Raw genomic sequence first — 15,486 nt, 5'->3', positions numbered from 1 at the left:
AGACCGATTCCGTCGCAAGAACCTGTCTACCGATGGCTCCACGTCCTTATCAAAAGCTGTCCGCTATGGACGGTACGCCCGTGTCATCCCGAACCGCCCCCGGATCCTTGCTGAGATCACCTCACTGCAGACCAGCGACTACGCCCGAGCTGTTTACGATCATCGGATTGAGGTGAGCTACGAGGAGCGCGAACGACTGGTTGAGCTTCGGCTGCAACGGCAGTCCCTGCTGACCCGGCGGCTGCCACCCGCGCCCAGGCTCGAGGTTGTCATCCACGAGGCGGCCCTGCTGCGGATCGTCGGCAGCCGCGCGGTCATGGCCGACCAGCTTCGCCACCTGACGGAGGTGGGCACCCTACCCAACATCTCGATCCGGGTACTGCCGCTGTCCGCAGGCCTGCATTACGGCGCGGTCGCCGGCACGTTCGTCATGCTCAACTTCCCAGCCGGCAACCGGAGCACCCCGGAGCCGCCCATCATCTACTGCGAGTCCCTGACCGGCGCACTCTACCTCGATCGACCGAGCGAACTGGCCGCCTACGAAACGGTCTGGGCTGGGCTGAACAGGCTGGCCTTGAGTGAGGGACAATCGAGGCACATGATCGAAAAGATCGTTGGGGAGGTCCATCATGGTTAACCTGGCCGGCGCCCGGTGGCGCACGAGCACCCGCAGCGGCGACAACGGCGGCGAGTGTGTCGAGGTCGCCGACAACCTGACCGACGTCGTCGCCGTCCGCGACAGCAAGGACCAGACCGGACCGGTCCTCGCCTTCTCGCCGTACGCCTGGTCCGCCTTCGTCGCCGGAGTCAAGACCGCCACCCTCACCCGCTGAACGACCCGCTCCAACCGATGCCCCCGGCCTTCGGCCGGGGGCATCCGCCGTTCCCTCCACGCCGCGGCGCAACGCCCAACCCCGCCTTTCCAGCCCGCGCTGTCGACTTCGGGGCTGCGACCAATTGGCCACACCCCATAAGGCCCGGCCATCAACCAGACGTGGCGCCAACTCGGGGGTCAGGCAGTGACGATCAATGAGGTGGTGGAGGAGAGGTCCGTTCATCCGCTGGCCCCGGCGAGCCGGCCGAACAGATCGACCGGGGAAAACGCGACGGCGCCGCCCTCGCGGGCGGCGCCGTCAGAAATTGGACTCGTCGGCGGGTTGCCGTCAGAAGTTGACCGTGACACCGGCCGTCTTGCAGGCGGCGGTGATCTCCGAACCGGCCTTCTCGAAGGCCGGGTTCTCGGCGGCGGTCATCGGGTCGGCGGCCGACGCGGCCTTCGACGCCTCCGCCCCGAACCCCTTGAGGGCGGCGACGACCTTGCTGTCGGCCCCACCGGAGGCGGCCAACGTCTCCAGTTCCTTGCTCAGATCGGTCAGGACCTTCTTGAGCTCGGCCGAGTCCGGCTCGTTGCCGGAGGTGAAGGCGGCGACGAAGGCGTCCATCATCTCCTCGCCGGCCTTTTTCACGGACTCGCAGAGTTCCTTGTCGCCGGTGGCGGCGCCCGCCGGAGCCGACGCCGGAGCCGAGGAGGCGGGCGCGGACGCGGAGGGAGCGGCGGCGGAGGTCGACGGCGTGGAGCCGGCGGTGTTCTCGGGCTCCTCCCCGCCACAGGCGGAAAGGGTTATCAGGGAGGCACAGATCATTGCGGTAACGGTGACACGAAGACGGTTCACGGACCGTGACGTTAGCCGATCCCCGCGATTCTGATCAACTCGATACCCGCCGATGCGGCTGCCGCCGAGCTCCGCCCGGCCCGTCGGCAGGACACGTGATCTGTCGCCGGGGCACGCCGTCCCGAGCCGTCACCGTCGGGCGTGCCGAACCCCGGACACCACGACGGCCACCGTGAGCAGCACCGCACCCGCCCCGGCCACCAGACCCGGTGCCGGGCCGCCCCGGATCACACCCAGGTAGTCCAGGGCCGCCGCGTCGTTCACGACCAGGTACCACAGCGGCACGTAAAGAGCCTGGAACAGCCGCTGGGTCCGGCCGACCACGCCGAGTGCGAGGGCCAGCGAGGCGATGAACACGGCACCGGCGACCCAGGCGACCAGGCCCCCGGCGTCGCCGGTCACCAGCATCCGGACCGTCGGACCTGCTCCCACCAGCGCGGCGATCGCGATCCCGGCCGCCCACTCGGCCAGCAGCCGACGGCGTGCCGCCGGGTAGGCGCCCAGCAGCCCCGACGTGTTGTTCTCCACCGGCTGGGTGCCCAGCCGCGACCAGACCAGCACCGGCCAGATGCCGGCCAGCAGCAGCCCCATGGCGGGCGGTGCCGCCAACCCCACGACAACCAGGACCACGGTGCCGAACCACCACCAGCGACCGACACCCTGGACGAGGATCCGCAGTTCACCGGCGAAGAGCCGGACCGCCGGGCTGCCCCGCCGGACCGCGGTCCTCGGCAACCCCGGGTAGGCCACCGTCGGCGCGAACGGCGGCACGGCGTCGGCCGGGGCCGGTGTCCCGGTAGCCCGGGCGGTGTCGAAACGGTGGAACCACAACGCTGGCAGCGCCGCCACCGCGAGGGCGACCAGGACGATGCCGAGTCGTTCCGTCACCAGACCGGCACCCAGGTCCAGGCCCGACCAGTCGAACGTCCGGAGTGGCTGCTCGACGTTCATCAGACCGAGGCCGAATTCGGCGCCGGACACCGCGACGCCCCGGGCCGCCAGGTCGGCGCGGGCCGAGTCCGCGATGTACCCCATCCCGAGGCCGCCGAGCAGGGCACCGGACGCCTGACTGACGATCGCCAGCACCATCCAGACGAAAAACCAGGTGACGTTGCCGAGCCCGCCGGACAGCGGTCGTACCGCGTCGAAGAGCAGTGCGGCCGCCGCGGTGAGCGCCAACACCGGCAGGGTGAGGAGCACAAACGGCGCCAGCAGGTCGACCGGGTCCACCGTCCGGGACTCCCCGCGCGCCAACTGCATCACCAGGGCGGTCACAGCGAGCACCCCGGTCATCGAGGCGAACACCAGCAGGTTGCTGGTGAACTTGCCCAGCAGGTAGGCGGCGCGACTGACCGGGGTGGCGGCCAGCACCTGGCCGACCCCGGTCCGCTCGTCCCGCTGAATCGCTCCCCGTACGACGTAGAAGCCGCAGATCGAGAGCCAGAGGGCGCCGGCGAGCGCGATCACCGCACCGACGTAGGCGCTGTCGTAGATGCCCCGGTAGCCGGCCAGGTCCAGGATCACCCAACGGGCGTCGGCGGCGGGCGCGGCCAGGTACCCCAGGCCGACGGCGGCGAGCAGGGTCACCGCGTACGCCGGGCGGCGTACCCGGTCCCGGAAGTCCGCGAGCGCCAGCCCGGCGATCACCGCGACCCGCCCGTGGTCTGCGGCACGGGCGCGCCGGCGGCCCGGATCACCGCGAGGTACGCGTCCTCGAGGTCCGGCGGGACCGGCCGGGCGGCCGGCGCGGGTGGCACCGGCGCCAGCAGCCGCACCCGTACGCCGGTGGCGCCGCGCACGATCCGGCTGACCGTGTGCCGTTCCTGGAGCCGGCCCGTCTCCGCCGGGTCGACGGTCAGCTCCCAGACCTGGCCGTCCACGTCCCGGAGCAGCTCCTCCGGGGTGCCCCGACGAAGCAGGCGGCCACCGGCGACGATCGCGATGTCGCTCGCCACCGACTCCACGTCGGAGACGATGTGGGTGGAGAGCAGCACGACCCGGTCGGCCGCCAGGTCGCTGAGCAGGTTACGGAACCGGACCCGTTCCTCCGGGTCGAGGCCGGCGGTCGGCTCGTCGACGATCAGCACCTCCGGGTCGCCGAGCAGCGCCTGGGCGATGCCGACCCGGCGGAGCATGCCGCCGGAGTACTTCCCGAGCGGTCGTCTGCCGGCCGAGGTCAGGTTGACCAGCTCCAGCAGTTCGCCGATCCGGCCCCGGGCGGATCGCGCCGACAGGCCCTTGGCCGCCGCCAGGTAGGAGAGGAACTCGGGTGCGGTCAGGTTGGGGTAGACCCCGAAGTCCTGCGGCAGGTAGCCGAGGACCCCACGGAGCGCGTCGGGTCGGGCGACCACGTCGGTGCCCGCGTACCGGACGTGTCCCCGGGTCGGCCGGGTGACCGTGGCGGCGATCCGCATCAGGGACGACTTGCCGGCGCCGTTGGGGCCGAGCAGTCCCAGCAGGCCGGGACCGAGCCGCAGGGTCAGTCCGTCCACGGCGACCTTGCCGCCCCGGTACACCTTGCGGATGTCGAGGAGTTCGAGCGTGGGTCTCGTATTCACCGTCGCAGCACACCACCGGGGCCCGGTGCCGGGCACTACGACTGGGCCCCGACTTCGAGGTATGGCTAGGCATACCCGCTCGACCGGCACACCCGGCTACCGTGAGGGGCGTGCCCGGTCCACCTCCGCAGACGGCGCTGGCGGCGCTCGCCCAGCGTCGCTTCCTGCTGTCCGGCTGGCCGTGGCGTTCCGCCGGATATGTCCTGAGCACCGCGCCGGTCGCGCTCGCCGCCGGGGTGCCGCTCGGCCTGCTCGCCCTGCCCTGGCTCGTCGTCCTGGCGGCGCTGGCCGACGGCGACCGGCCGTTCGGCGCGCTCGCCGCCCTGCTGGTCCTCGCGCCGCTGCTCGTCCTGGTCTTCGGCCCGGCGGTGGCGCTGCCGCTGGCCGCCCTGGAACGGTGGCGGCTGCGTCTGGTCGACACCCGGCCGCTGCGGTCCGGGCACCGCCGGCCGCCCGCCCCCGGGCTGTGGCCGTGGCTACGGACCCGCTACACCGACGCGGCGACCTGGCGCGACCTCGGCTACGCGGCGCTGCTGGTGACCGTCGTGCCGGTACTCCACCTGGTGGCGCTCACCGGCGTGCTGCTGATCGGCGTCATGGCCACCAGCCCGCTGCTGGTCGCCGACGGCACGGTGTCGCTGGGCGTCGACCAGGCGTCCACGGTGGCCGAGGCGGTGCCGTACGCGGTGGCGGGCGTGCTGCTGCTGCCGGCCGTGCCGTACCTGCTGGCCGCGGCGGCCGGTGTGCACGGCGCGCTGGCCCGGGCCCTGCTCGACGACAGCACCGGTGACCTGCTCCGCGCCGAACTGGTGGAGGTCGCCCGGTCCCGGGCCCGGCTGGTCGACGCGTTCGAGGCCGAACGCCGGCGCATCGAACGCGACCTGCACGACGGGGCCCAGCAGCGCCTGGTCAACCTGACCATCCAGCTCGGGCTGGCCCGGCTGGACCTGCCGGCCGGCACCCCGGCGGCGACCGCCCTGGCCCGGGCGCACGAACAGGCCAAGCAGATCATGGCCGAGTTGCGCGAGCTGATCCACGGCATCCGCCCGCAACTGCTGACCGACCGGGGGCTGCCGGCCGCGCTCGACGAGCTCGCCGACCGCGCCCCGGTCCCGGTCACCGTCCGCACCGACCTGCCGGACCGGCCGCCGGGACATCTGGAGGACATCGCGTACTTCGTGGTCGCCGAGGCGCTCGCCAACGTCGCCAAACACAGTACGGCGACCCGCGCCACCGTGGACGTACACGAACGGGCCGGCGTGCTCGCCGTGGAGGTGACCGACGACGGTCGGGGTGGCGCGGACCCGGCACGCGGCACCGGGCTGACCGGCCTCGCGGACCGGATCGCGGTGGTCGACGGCCGGCTGCTGCTGTCCAGTCCGGGCGGCGGCCCGACCGTGCTGCGGGTGGAGCTGCCGTGCCCGTCCGGGTAGTCCTCGCCGAGGACGGCGTGCTGTTGCGGGAGGGGCTCGCCGGGCTGCTCGACCGGTTCGGTTTCGCGGTCGTCGCCGCCGTGGGCGACGCCGACGCGCTCGTCGCCGCCGTCGGCGAACACCGACCGGACCTGGTGGTCACCGACATCCGGATGCCACCGGGCTACACCGACGAGGGGCTGCGGGCGGCGGTACGCCTGCGTCGCGACCACCCCGGGCTCGCCGTCGTCGCGCTCAGCCAGTACGTGGCCCGTAGTTACGCCGCCGACCTGCTCAACTCCGACGGCGGCCGGCGGGTCGGCTACCTGCTGAAGGACCGGATCGCCGACATCGAGGACTTCGTCGAGGCGCTGCGCCATGTCGTCGCCGGCGGCACCGTCATCGACCCGCACGTGGTACGCCAACTGCTGCACCGCCGCCGTGACCCGCTGGCCCAACTCTCCGCCCGCGAACTCCAGGTGCTCGGGCTGATCGCGGAGGGCCACTCCAACGCCGCGATCGCCCGCAGGTTGGTCGTCTCGGAGGCCGCGATCGGCAAACACGTCGGCAACATCCTCGCCAAACTCGACCTCCCGCCGACCGACGACACGAACCGTCGGGTACTCGCCGTGCTGGCGTACCTGCGCCGCACCGAACCGTGACCAACCGGCCGTCAGCTGGCCGGGCCGCCGGGCCTCGGCTCACCGGGCAGCGGCTCCGCGGGCAGTCGTTCGCTGGTGAGGGGCCCGGCGGGCGGCGCCTCGCCCGCCAGCGGTTCGCGGGGCAGTGGCGTTGTCGGCGGCACGGCGGCCGGCGGGCCCGGCCGGGACGCCGAGACGATCCAGGTGACGATACCGCCCAGCACGGTGAGGACCAGCGCCATCCCGGCCACCAGCACGTCGACCAGGGCTGCCGTCCGCCAACTCAGCGCCGTGGTCAGCGCACCGCTCACCACGGGTCCGACCAGGAGCGCGGCACCGAGTGCAAGGCCGAGCACCAGCCGGGCCGGGGACCGCCCACGGCCCAACTGGCCGGAGAGCGCGAAGGCAACACCGACCAGGGTGCCGGCGCCCAGCCCGAGCAACAGCCGCCCCATCGCCACCACCACCGACGCCGGCGCGATCATGTTCACCACGCTCCCGAGGAGCATGAGCACCAGCGCCGGCGCCGCGGTCGCGGTGGGCCACCGCCGGCCGAGCAGGTGACCGGGCACGACCAGGGCCGCCGTTGCCAGCACGTACGGTACGACGAAGGTCAGTACGAAGGCGGCGGTGGTCAGTCCGAGGTCACGTCGGTACGCGTCGCCCAGCGGCCCGACGGGCACGGTGAGCAGCCCTGCGGCGAGCAGTGCGCCGAGCGCCGGGCCGGGAAGCGACCAGATCGGACGAACCACCGGTGGTCGGTCCGGCACGGGATGTCCAGGCGAAATCACCCGGCGAGTGTATGCACCAGCCCTCCGCCAGCCAAGAGGATCGTCGTGGCGCCGGGGCAGTCGGGTCCGGACAGCGCGGACCCGGCGCTCCAGCTCGGCCGCCCAACCGGACGAAACCGGCGGAGCCGGACCGGGCGACGGGATCAGGCCGCCGACAACTGGACGACGAACCGGCAGCCGTCGGCGGTGTTCTGCACGTCGACCCGACCGCCGTGCGCCTCGACCAAGCCGTGCACGATGGCCAGGCCGAGACCGCCCGAAGCGCCGGCGCCACCGTTGGCCTGTCGCGGCGTACGCGCCGGCTCGCCCCGGAACGCCACCTCGAAGAGTCGGGGCAGGTCGGCGTCGGGGATCCCGCCACAGGTGTCGGAGACGGCGAGCCAGGCCCGGTCGTGCTCCCGACCCGCCTCGATCCGGACCGTACCGTCCTCCGGGGTGTACCGGACCGCGTTCAGCAGCAGATTCGCGACCACCCGGGCCAACTCCGGCTCGCTGGCCGCCACCGTCGGCCAGCCCGACTCGGCGGCCACCAGCCGGATCCGCCGTACGGCAGCCAGCGGCGCGGTGCTGGCCAGGGCGTCCGAAACGATCTCCCCGAGCGGGACCGCGGTCAACGAGAGCTGGAGCGCCCCGGCGTTGATCCGGGAGAGCTCGAACAGGTCGTCGACGAGCCGCGCCATCCGATCCGTCTCGGTCCGGATCCGCCGGTGGTACTCACCGACCGTCTCCGGCGTGTCGACGATCCCGTCCTCCAGCGCCTCCGCCATCGCCCGCAGTCCGGCCAGCGGCGTCCGCAGGTCGTGGGAGACCCAGGCGACAAGATCCCGGCGGCCCTTCTCCAGCCGCCGTTCCCGCTCCCGGGCCTGGTCCGCCCAGACCGCCGCGGTGGCCAGTCGCCGCCCGAACCACCACCCGATCGCGAGGCTGACGGTCGCGGCCGCCGCGACGGTGATCAGCACGACCTCCAGGTCGTGCGGGGAGAGGAACATCGCCTCGGCGACCGTGCCCACCCCGACGGCGACCGCGACCACGGTCACCGTGAGCAGTACGCAGAGGTGCACCGTGATCGAGCTGTGCCGGAGCAGTCGCAACAGCAGCGCGCCGACCAGGCCCACCACGAGGGCGGCACCGAGGGCGAGGGCGAAGATCAGCGCCAGGTCACGCATCGGTCGGCTCGTACCGGTACCCGACGCCCCAGGCGGTCACGATCCGCCGTGGGGCGGCCGGATCCGCCTCGATCTTCTCCCGAAGCCGCCGTACGTGCACCGTCACCGTGGACTGGTCGCCGAAGCTCCAGCCCCAGACCCGGTCCAGCAGCTCGGCCCGGCTGAACACCCGGGAGGGATGCCGCATCAGGTAGGTGAGCAGGTCGAACTCCCTGAGCGTCAGGGCCAGCTCCACTCCGTCCAGGTGTGCCGTCCGGGGGCCGGTCCGCACCACCAGACCGCCGTCGCGCAGCACCTCCGGCTGGTCGGCGGCCCGCGCGCCGGCGGAGCGCCGGAGCACCGAGCCGACCCGCAGCACCAGTTCTCGGGGGGAGAACGGCTTGGTCAGGTAGTCGTCGGCGCCAAGTTGCAGGCCGAGGATCCGGTCGGCCTCGTCACCGAGGGCGGTCAACATGATGATCGGGACCCCGTCCGGTCGGGCCCGCAGCTCACGACAGACCTCCAGGCCGCTCAGGCCGGGCAGCATCAGGTCGAGCACGACGAGGTCGGGAGCCTGCCGGGTGGCGGCCGTCAGTGCAGCGAGCCCGTCCCCGACGTGGCTCACCTGGTAGCCGGCGTGATCCAGGTAACGGCAGACCACGTCGCTGACCGTCCGGTCGTCGTCGACCACGAGTACCCGCTGTCCTGCTCGGCGGGCGGTGACCGCGCCCTCCCCGCCGCCGCTGCTCACAACCATCGGCCCAGCGTAGCCACGCCTCGACGGAGCACCCGACGAGAAGACCTTGCGGAGTCCTTACGGCTGGACGCGCGGGCGGACAGCGATGTCGGGTCGCTCCTACCGTCGGCGCATGCGGATTCTCGTCACCGGCGCCGCCGGGTTCATCGGATCACACGTCGCCGACCTGCTCGCCGACGAGGGACACGAGGTCGTCGCGGTGGACGCGCTGCTGCCCGAGGCACACGGCGGGACCCCGCCGCACTGGGCCGGACGCCATCGGCTGGTCACCGGCGCAGTGCAGGACGTCAACCTGCTCACCGACCTGCTCCGTGGGGTGGACGCGGTCTGTCACCAGGCGGCGATGGTCGGACACGGGCTGGACCCCTCGGACGCGCCCCGGTACGCCGACCACAACGACCTCGGTACGGCGTCGCTGCTGGCCGCGATGCACGCCACCGGGGTACGCCAACTGGTGCTGGCCAGCTCGATGGTGGTCTACGGCGAGGGACGCTACCGCTGCCCCGAGCACGGGGTGGTCCGCCCGGCGGGTCGGCGGACGGCGGACCTGACCGCGGGGCGGTACGAGCCGTCGTGTCCGGTCTGCGGGGCCGATCTGCGGTCGGAGTTGGTGCCCGAGGACGCGCCGTTGGAGCCACGGAGCACGTACGCCGCCACGAAGTTGGCGCAGGAGCACCTGGCTGCGGCGTGGGCCCGGCAGACCGGCGGCAGGGTATGGGCCCTGCGCTACCACAACGTGTACGGGCCGAGGATGCCGCGCGACACCCCGTACGCCGGCGTCGCCTCGATCTTCCGCTCGGCGCTGGCCGCCGGTACGGCGCCACGGGTGTTCGAGGACGGGCGGCAGCGGCGCGACTTCGTACACGTCACCGACGTGGCGCGGGCCAACCTGCTGGCGTTGACCACCACACCGCCGGACGAGGGGCTGGTGCCGGTGAACGTCTGCTCCGGTGAGCCGCACACCGTCGGTGAGCTGGCGGCGGAACTGGCAGCGGCGCTGGGGGGCCCGGCACCGCTGGTGGTCGGCGGCGGACGCGCGGCCGACGTGCGGCACGTCGTCGCCGACCCGGCCCGCGCGGCACGGTTGCTCGGCTTCACCGCGCGTACCGGCTTCGCCGAGGGCGTCGCCGCGTTCGCCACCGCACCGCTGCGGGCCCCGGCTGCGTTCTCAGGAGACCGTCAGTAGGAGGTGGTTGACGGCGAGGGCAGTGGCCGCCTGCACGGCCAGCCACCCTCGCCGTTGACCACCGGGCAGGTGCGCCACGGCGACCAGCAGCCAGACCCCGAACGGAAGCCAGATCCGCTCGACCTCGGCCTTGCTCAGCGCGGAGAGGTCCGCCACGACCACCACCACCGCCGCCGCGAGTGGCAGCGCCACCGCCGGTCGGGCGAGCGCTTCCCGCCAGGCCGACATCCGCCGTCGCGGCCCGCCCGGCGGTGTTGTCGGTCGCGGCCCGGCCGACGGCGGCACAGCGGACGCCGGAACGGTGGACGCTGGAACGGTGGACGCTGGAACGGTGGACGCCGGTGTTGGCGGCGACGGGACGGCGGCGCTCCGGCGGGGCAGCGCGGCGCGCACCGTCCGGCGCAGCGCCGGACCGAGCACGGGTCCGGCCGAGAGCAGCAGGGCCGCCAGGTTCGCCCAGACCCAGTAGCCGTACGGCCGCTCGGCCGCCCACCCCTGGTAGTAGCGGCGGACAACCAGGTGGTAACCGTCGAGCCACCAGAAACCGGCGAGGGTGAAGGCCGCCACGACCACCGCGACCGCCGCACCGGCGACCACCAGCACCCCGGTCCGGTCCCGCCCGCGCAGCACGACCACGGTCAGCGCCAGCACGCCGACCAGCACGAACCCGTACGACAGGTGGAGCGCGAAACCCAGCAGCAGTCCGCCGGCCGCGGCACCCCACCGACCGCCGACCGTCAACATCGCCAGCCCGGCCGCGACCACGGCGGCGAAGATGCCGTCCGCGGAGGCGCCGATCCAGACCGCGCCGGGGAAGAGCACGAGGAAGGGCCACCCGGCCCGGGCCGCGTCCTCGGCCCCGAGCGCCCGGAGCGTCACCGGCACCGACACGGCCACCGTCGCGCCGACCACCACGCAGGCAAGCCCGGCGGCGGTGCCTCCGCCGAGCCCGATCCGGTCCAGCCAGACGAAGATCAGCAGGGCACCCGGCGGATGTCCGGCGGTGTGGGTGGACCAGGAGTTCGGCTGGAAGTCGAGGATCCGGGCGCTGAACCCGGCCAGCATCGCACCGATGTCGGTGACCCCGGGCACCTCGTGGAGGTACTCCGCCTGCGGGGTCAGTCTGCGGGTCAGACCGGTGGACCAGCCGTCGACCAGGGCGAGCGAGAGGATCCAGGCGAGCGCGCCGAGGTAGCCGGTGACGAGCAGCCGGGGCCACGAGGCCCGGGCCGCCCAGGCCGGCCCCCTGACCACCACCAACCCGGCGAGCAGCAACGCGGCCGGGGTGCCCCAGCCGAGGTGCGGATGCCAGGTCGCGTAGAGCGGCGCGGCGTCCGCGTACAGGCGTACGCCCTGTCGGTTGAGGACCACGCCGACGACGACCGCGGCGGCGAGCAGCGCCACCTCGACCATCACGGTGAGCAGATCGGCACGCCGGTGTCGTACCGGCCGGGTCACGGTGGTCATGGTGTCGGGCGACGTTACGGGCGGTCGCCGGCCGGTGTGAAGGCATCCGGCCCCGACGTCAGCGGTTCGTAAGAAGTGCCTGCGGCGTAAGGGTTCCGTAAGGCCGCCGAGCAGCCGTTGCGGCGCTCCGGCGACCTAGCGTCGTCGCCATGCAGACGACGATCGACGTGGTGCTGCCGTGCCTGGACGAGGCCGCCGCACTGCCCGGGGTGCTGACCCGGCTTCCCGCCGGCTACCGGGCCATCCTGGTCGACAACGGCTCCACCGACGGCTCACCGGAGATCGCGGCCGCCCACGGCGCGCAGGTCGTGCACGAGTCCCGACGCGGCTACGGCGCCGCCGTCCACACCGGACTGCTCGCGGCGGACGCGGAGCTGGTCTGCGTACTCGACGCGGACGGCTCGTTCGACCCACGGATGCTGCCGGCGCTCGTCGCCCCGGTGCGCGGCGGACGGGCGGACCTCGTCGCCGGCCGCCGCCGGCCGGTCTCGGCGCGGGCCTGGCCGTGGCACGCCCGGGCCGGCAACGCGCTGGTCGCCGCCCTGCTGCGCCGCCGGGGCGTGCCGGTGTACGACATCAGCCCGGTCCGGGTCGCCCGACGGGACGCGTTGTTGGCGCTCGGGATCGTCGACCGCGCCTTCGGCTACCCGCTGGAGCTGCTGCTCCGGGCAGCCGCGGCCGGTTGGCGGATCACCGAACTGGACGTGCCGTACGCCCCCCGGACCGCCGGCACCACCTCGAAGGTCTCCGGCTCGGTCCGGGGCACCCTGCGCGCCACCCGCGACTTCGGCGCGGTGCTGCGCAACGGCGTGGGAGCGGCCCGGTGAACGTCCTGCTCGTGGTGGCGAAGGCACCCGTCGCCGGGCAGGCCAAGACCCGGCTCTGTCCCCCGCTGACGCCCGGACAGGCGGCCGGGATCGCGGCGGCGGCCCTGCTCGACACCGTCGCGGCGGTACGCGCCACCCCCGCCACGATCCCGGTGCTCGCCGCCACCGGGCGGTTCGCCGACGCGGAACGGGCGTCGGAACTGACCGCCGCGCTGGCCGGCTGGCACCTGCTGCCGCAACGTGGTGGCACCTTCGGCGACCGGCTCGCCAACGCGTACGCCGACACCGCGCACGCCTTCCCGGGCCGGCCGGTGCTGCAGATCGGCATGGACACCCCGCAACTGAATCCGGACCTGCTCGACTCCGCGCTGGACCTGCTCACCGGGTACGACGCGGTGCTCGGCCCGGCGGTCGACGGCGGCTGGTGGGCGCTCGGGCTGCGGGATCCCGGTCACGCGACGGCGCTGCGTGAGGTCCGGATGTCCACCGGCGACACCGGCCGGCACACCCGGGCGGCGCTGCGGCGTCGCGGGCTGTGCCCGGCGCCCCTGCCGGTCCTGCGTGACGTCGACGACTGGCCGGCCGCGCTCGCGGTCGCGGACGAGGTGCCCGACGGCCGGTTCGCCCTTGCGGTACGGGCGTCGGCCGCCGCCCTGCTGGCCGGAGGACAACGATGATCAGCATCCGGTCGACCGACCCGGTCGACCTGCCGGTGGACCCGGCGCAGCGGCGGCCCGACGGCTTCGACGTTCCGCTCGGCGCCGCCCCGGCCGGACCCGACCCGGTCGGCCCGGGACACTGGCTCGTGCAGACGGACGGGCAGGTGGCGCCGCTGCCGGTGTGGCGCTGGCACGGCGCCCCGGAGCCCGCCGTCGAACCGGTCGTGTCCCGCTGCACCGGGCCGACGATCGACCTGGGCTGTGGCCCCGGTCGGCTGGCCGCCGCGCTCGCCCGGCGTGGCGCGGTGGCGTTGGGCGTGGACATCTCCGCCGAGGCGGTCCGGCTGGCCCGGCTCCGTGGGGTGTCGGCGCTGCGGCGCGACCTGTTCGACCCGCTGCCCGGGGAGGGACGGTGGGCGCACGCCCTGCTCATCGACGGCAACATCGGCATCGGCGGTGATCCCGTCCGGCTGCTCCGTCGCTGCGGTGCGCTGCTCCGCGCCGGCGGCACCGTACTGGTCGAGCTGGATCCGCCGGGTACCGGGCTCTGGCGGGGACAGGCGCACGTCGCCTCCGACGTACCCGGTCAGGACGGACCGCACACCGGGCCGGTCTTCCACTGGGCCCGGCTCGGGGTGGAGGCGGTGGACGCGGTCGCGGCCAGCGCCGGGCTGCGTGTCGTCGAGACGTTCCGCTCCGGTTCCCGTCGCTTCGCCGAGCTGGTGCGCGGATGATCCGGCTCCCACGCGTACCCGTACCCGAGGACTTCACCGCACCGGCGCACTCACCACGGGTGGCGGCCCGGCTCGGGCTCTGGCTCGGCATCGCCTTCGGACTCTGCTTCGTCACCGGGCTGCTCAGCCACAACATCCAGCATCCGCCGGGTTGGTTCGACTGGCCGACCCGCCCGGTCAACCTGTACCGGATCACCCAGGGCACACACGTGCTCTCCGGGATCGCCGCCGTGCCGCTGCTGCTGGCGAAGCTCTGGAGTGTGTATCCGCGACTGTTCGTCCGTCCACCGCTGCGTCGGCCGGTCCGGCTGGTCGGGCACGGACTCGAACGGGTGTCCATCCTGGTGCTGGTCTGCGCGGCCTTCTTCGAGCTGGTCACCGGGATCTTCAACGTGGCGCAGTCGTACCCGTGGCGGTTCTTCTTCCCGGCCGCGCACCACGCGGTGGCCTGGCTGGCGATCGGCGCGCTGCTGGTGCACGTCGCGGTGAAACTGCCGGTCGCCCGGACGGCGTGGCGACGGGGCGACCGGCGACCGGCCGGGCCGGACGGCAAGCCGGATCCGGCCATGCCCGACCGTGAGCCGGACCCGGCCGCGTCCGGGCGGCGCGCGTTCCTGCGTACGTCGGCCGGCGCCGCCGGGGTCGCCGTGCTGGCCACCGCCGGCGTCACCGTGCCGGCGCTGCGGCGGATCTCCCCACTGGCCTGGCGCTCCGCCACCGGTCCGCAGGGGGTACCGGTCAACCGCACCTCGGCGGCGGCCGGCATCGTGGTCCCGGCCGACTGGCGGCTCGAGGTCGTCTGGCCGGGTGGCCGGCGCACCCTGTCGCTGGCCGACCTGGCGGCGCTGCCGCAGCGCACCGCCGACCTTCCGATCGCCTGTGTCGAGGGCTGGAGCGCGTCCGCGAACTGGACCGGGGTATCCGTCGTCGACCTGCTCACCCACTCCGGGGCGCCGACCGGCCACCCGGTACGGGTCTCGTCGCTCGAGGCCGCCGGCCTCTACTCGGCGAGCACCCTGCCGGCCCGGCACGCCACCGACCCGTTGACGCTGCTCGCGCTCCGGATCAACGGCGAGGTGCTGCATCCCGACCACGGTTACCCCTGCCGGATCATCGCGCCGAGCCGCCCCGGTGTGCTCCAGACGAAGTGGGTGGCCCGACTGGAGGTGCTCGGATGAGGACGACCCGGGTCCTGCTGTTCGTCCTCGGCGTCGCGGCGGTGGCGTACGGGGGATGGTCGCTGCGGCCGGAGTTCGGGTCGGCCCTGCCGTGGCTGGTCGCCGGGCCGCTGCTGCACGACGTGCTGGTGGCCCCGCTGGTCGGCCTGGTCGGGCTGGTCCTGGCCCGGCTGGTCCCCCACCGGAGACGCCGGCGCTGGATCACCGCCGGTCTGGTGGCCAGCGCGACGCTGCTGCTCGTCGCCGTACCGCTGCTCTGGCGGCCGGCCGCCGCGCCGCCCAACCCGGGTCTGCAGGACCGCGACTACCTGGCCGGGCTCACCGTCTGGCTGACCCTGCTCTGGGTCGTGGTGGCCGTCGCCCTGCTCGCCGGGCCCCGCCTCCGACGCGCCGTGCCGGGTCGGGTCCGGCGTGCCGTGCGGGATCGCACCCGGCGCGGCTGACACCCCCGCCCCCAC

At 73.8% G+C, this 15,486-nt stretch carries 17 protein-coding genes; 10 read left to right on the top strand and 7 right to left on the bottom strand.

The window, feature by feature from the left end:
* On the top strand, window positions 1–637 hold a 637-nt coding region (locus tag ABGB05_RS34510; RefSeq protein ID WP_347658175.1), incomplete at its 5' end, for a DUF5753 domain-containing protein.
* On the top strand, window positions 630–833 hold the full coding sequence (locus ABGB05_RS34505; protein WP_347658174.1) for a DUF397 domain-containing protein: 204 nt from the start codon (window positions 630–632) through the stop codon (window positions 831–833). The genes ABGB05_RS34510 and ABGB05_RS34505, both read left to right, overlap by 8 nt.
* Before the next feature lie 330 nt (window positions 834–1,163).
* On the opposite strand, the gene ABGB05_RS34500 is transcribed toward ABGB05_RS34505, so the two are convergent.
* From ABGB05_RS34500 to ABGB05_RS34490, 3 genes are all read right to left on the bottom strand, one after another.
* Window positions 1,164–1,643, bottom strand: a complete 480-nt coding sequence (locus ABGB05_RS34500) for a hypothetical protein (RefSeq protein ID WP_347658173.1) — start codon at window positions 1,641–1,643, stop codon at window positions 1,164–1,166.
* A 159-nt stretch (window positions 1,644–1,802) separates the two neighbouring features.
* Window positions 1,803–3,320, bottom strand: a complete 1,518-nt coding sequence (locus tag ABGB05_RS34495) for a hypothetical protein (RefSeq protein ID WP_347658172.1) — start codon at window positions 3,318–3,320, stop codon at window positions 1,803–1,805.
* Window positions 3,317–4,231, bottom strand: coding sequence for an ATP-binding cassette domain-containing protein (locus tag ABGB05_RS34490; RefSeq protein WP_347658171.1), 915 nt, complete (start codon window positions 4,229–4,231; stop codon window positions 3,317–3,319). The genes ABGB05_RS34495 and ABGB05_RS34490 overlap by 4 nt, the downstream gene beginning before the upstream one ends.
* Before the next feature lie 110 nt (window positions 4,232–4,341).
* Between ABGB05_RS34490 and ABGB05_RS34485 the strand changes: the two genes are divergently transcribed.
* Complete coding sequence (locus tag ABGB05_RS34485; RefSeq protein ID WP_347658169.1) at window positions 4,342–5,664, top strand: sensor domain-containing protein; 1,323 nt, start codon at window positions 4,342–4,344, stop codon at window positions 5,662–5,664.
* The gene (locus ABGB05_RS34480) at window positions 5,649–6,305 is read left to right on the top strand and encodes a response regulator transcription factor (protein ID WP_347658168.1); all 657 of its coding nucleotides are present in this window, start codon (window positions 5,649–5,651) and stop codon (window positions 6,303–6,305) included. Before ABGB05_RS34485 ends, ABGB05_RS34480 begins: the two co-directional genes overlap by 16 nt.
* 11 nt (window positions 6,306–6,316) lie before the next feature.
* Here ABGB05_RS34480 and ABGB05_RS34475 read toward each other — a convergent pair whose 3' ends face one another.
* The 3 genes from ABGB05_RS34475 to ABGB05_RS34465 form a co-directional block, all read right to left on the bottom strand.
* A complete protein-coding gene (locus ABGB05_RS34475; RefSeq protein ID WP_347658167.1) occupies window positions 6,317–7,036 on the bottom strand; it encodes a hypothetical protein in 720 nt (239 codons plus the stop codon).
* 182 nt (window positions 7,037–7,218) lie between these two features.
* A complete protein-coding gene (locus ABGB05_RS34470; RefSeq protein ID WP_347658166.1) occupies window positions 7,219–8,241 on the bottom strand; it encodes an ATP-binding protein in 1,023 nt (340 codons plus the stop codon).
* Window positions 8,234–8,977: a response regulator transcription factor gene (locus ABGB05_RS34465; protein WP_347658165.1), complete on the bottom strand. Its 744-nt coding sequence runs from the start codon at window positions 8,975–8,977 to the stop codon at window positions 8,234–8,236. Before ABGB05_RS34465 ends, ABGB05_RS34470 begins: the two co-directional genes overlap by 8 nt.
* 112 nt (window positions 8,978–9,089) lie before the next feature.
* On the opposite strand from ABGB05_RS34465, the gene ABGB05_RS34460 reads away from it, so the two are divergent.
* The gene (locus ABGB05_RS34460) at window positions 9,090–10,163 is read left to right on the top strand and encodes an NAD-dependent epimerase/dehydratase family protein (protein WP_347658164.1); all 1,074 of its coding nucleotides are present in this window, start codon (window positions 9,090–9,092) and stop codon (window positions 10,161–10,163) included.
* On the opposite strand, the gene ABGB05_RS34455 is transcribed toward ABGB05_RS34460, so the two are convergent.
* A complete protein-coding gene (locus ABGB05_RS34455) occupies window positions 10,146–11,630 on the bottom strand; it encodes a hypothetical protein (RefSeq protein WP_347658163.1) in 1,485 nt (494 codons plus the stop codon). The genes ABGB05_RS34460 and ABGB05_RS34455 overlap by 18 nt on opposite strands.
* Before the next feature lie 149 nt (window positions 11,631–11,779).
* Here ABGB05_RS34455 and ABGB05_RS34450 point away from each other — a divergent pair, with 149 nt between their 5' ends.
* Genes ABGB05_RS34450 through ABGB05_RS34430 form a run of 5 tightly spaced genes read left to right on the top strand, consistent with a single transcriptional unit; the run spans window position 11,780 to window position 15,471 of the window.
* Entirely contained in the window at window positions 11,780–12,457 is a 678-nt protein-coding gene (locus tag ABGB05_RS34450; RefSeq protein ID WP_347658162.1) for a glycosyltransferase family 2 protein, read from the top strand.
* Window positions 12,454–13,134, top strand: coding sequence for a DUF2064 domain-containing protein (locus tag ABGB05_RS34445; protein ID WP_347658161.1), 681 nt, complete (start codon window positions 12,454–12,456; stop codon window positions 13,132–13,134). Before ABGB05_RS34450 ends, ABGB05_RS34445 begins: the two co-directional genes overlap by 4 nt.
* On the top strand, window positions 13,134–13,850 hold the full coding sequence (locus ABGB05_RS34440) for a methyltransferase domain-containing protein (protein WP_347658176.1): 717 nt from the start codon (window positions 13,134–13,136) through the stop codon (window positions 13,848–13,850). The genes ABGB05_RS34445 and ABGB05_RS34440 overlap by 1 nt, the downstream gene beginning before the upstream one ends.
* Window positions 13,847–15,028: a molybdopterin-dependent oxidoreductase gene (locus tag ABGB05_RS34435; RefSeq protein ID WP_347658160.1), complete on the top strand. Its 1,182-nt coding sequence runs from the start codon at window positions 13,847–13,849 to the stop codon at window positions 15,026–15,028. The genes ABGB05_RS34440 and ABGB05_RS34435 overlap by 4 nt, the downstream gene beginning before the upstream one ends.
* Window positions 15,025–15,471, top strand: a complete 447-nt coding sequence (locus ABGB05_RS34430) for a hypothetical protein (RefSeq protein WP_347658159.1) — start codon at window positions 15,025–15,027, stop codon at window positions 15,469–15,471. The genes ABGB05_RS34435 and ABGB05_RS34430 overlap by 4 nt, the downstream gene beginning before the upstream one ends.
* Window positions 15,472–15,486: the final 15 nt, after the last annotated feature.

It is taken from the genome of Plantactinospora sp. B5E13, from assembly GCF_039871775.1.
In the GTDB taxonomy this organism is placed as follows: Bacteria; Actinomycetota; Actinomycetes; order Mycobacteriales; family Micromonosporaceae; genus Plantactinospora.
Note: the sequence above shows the minus strand (reverse complement) of the source record. Positions and strands in the feature narration are given on the sequence as shown.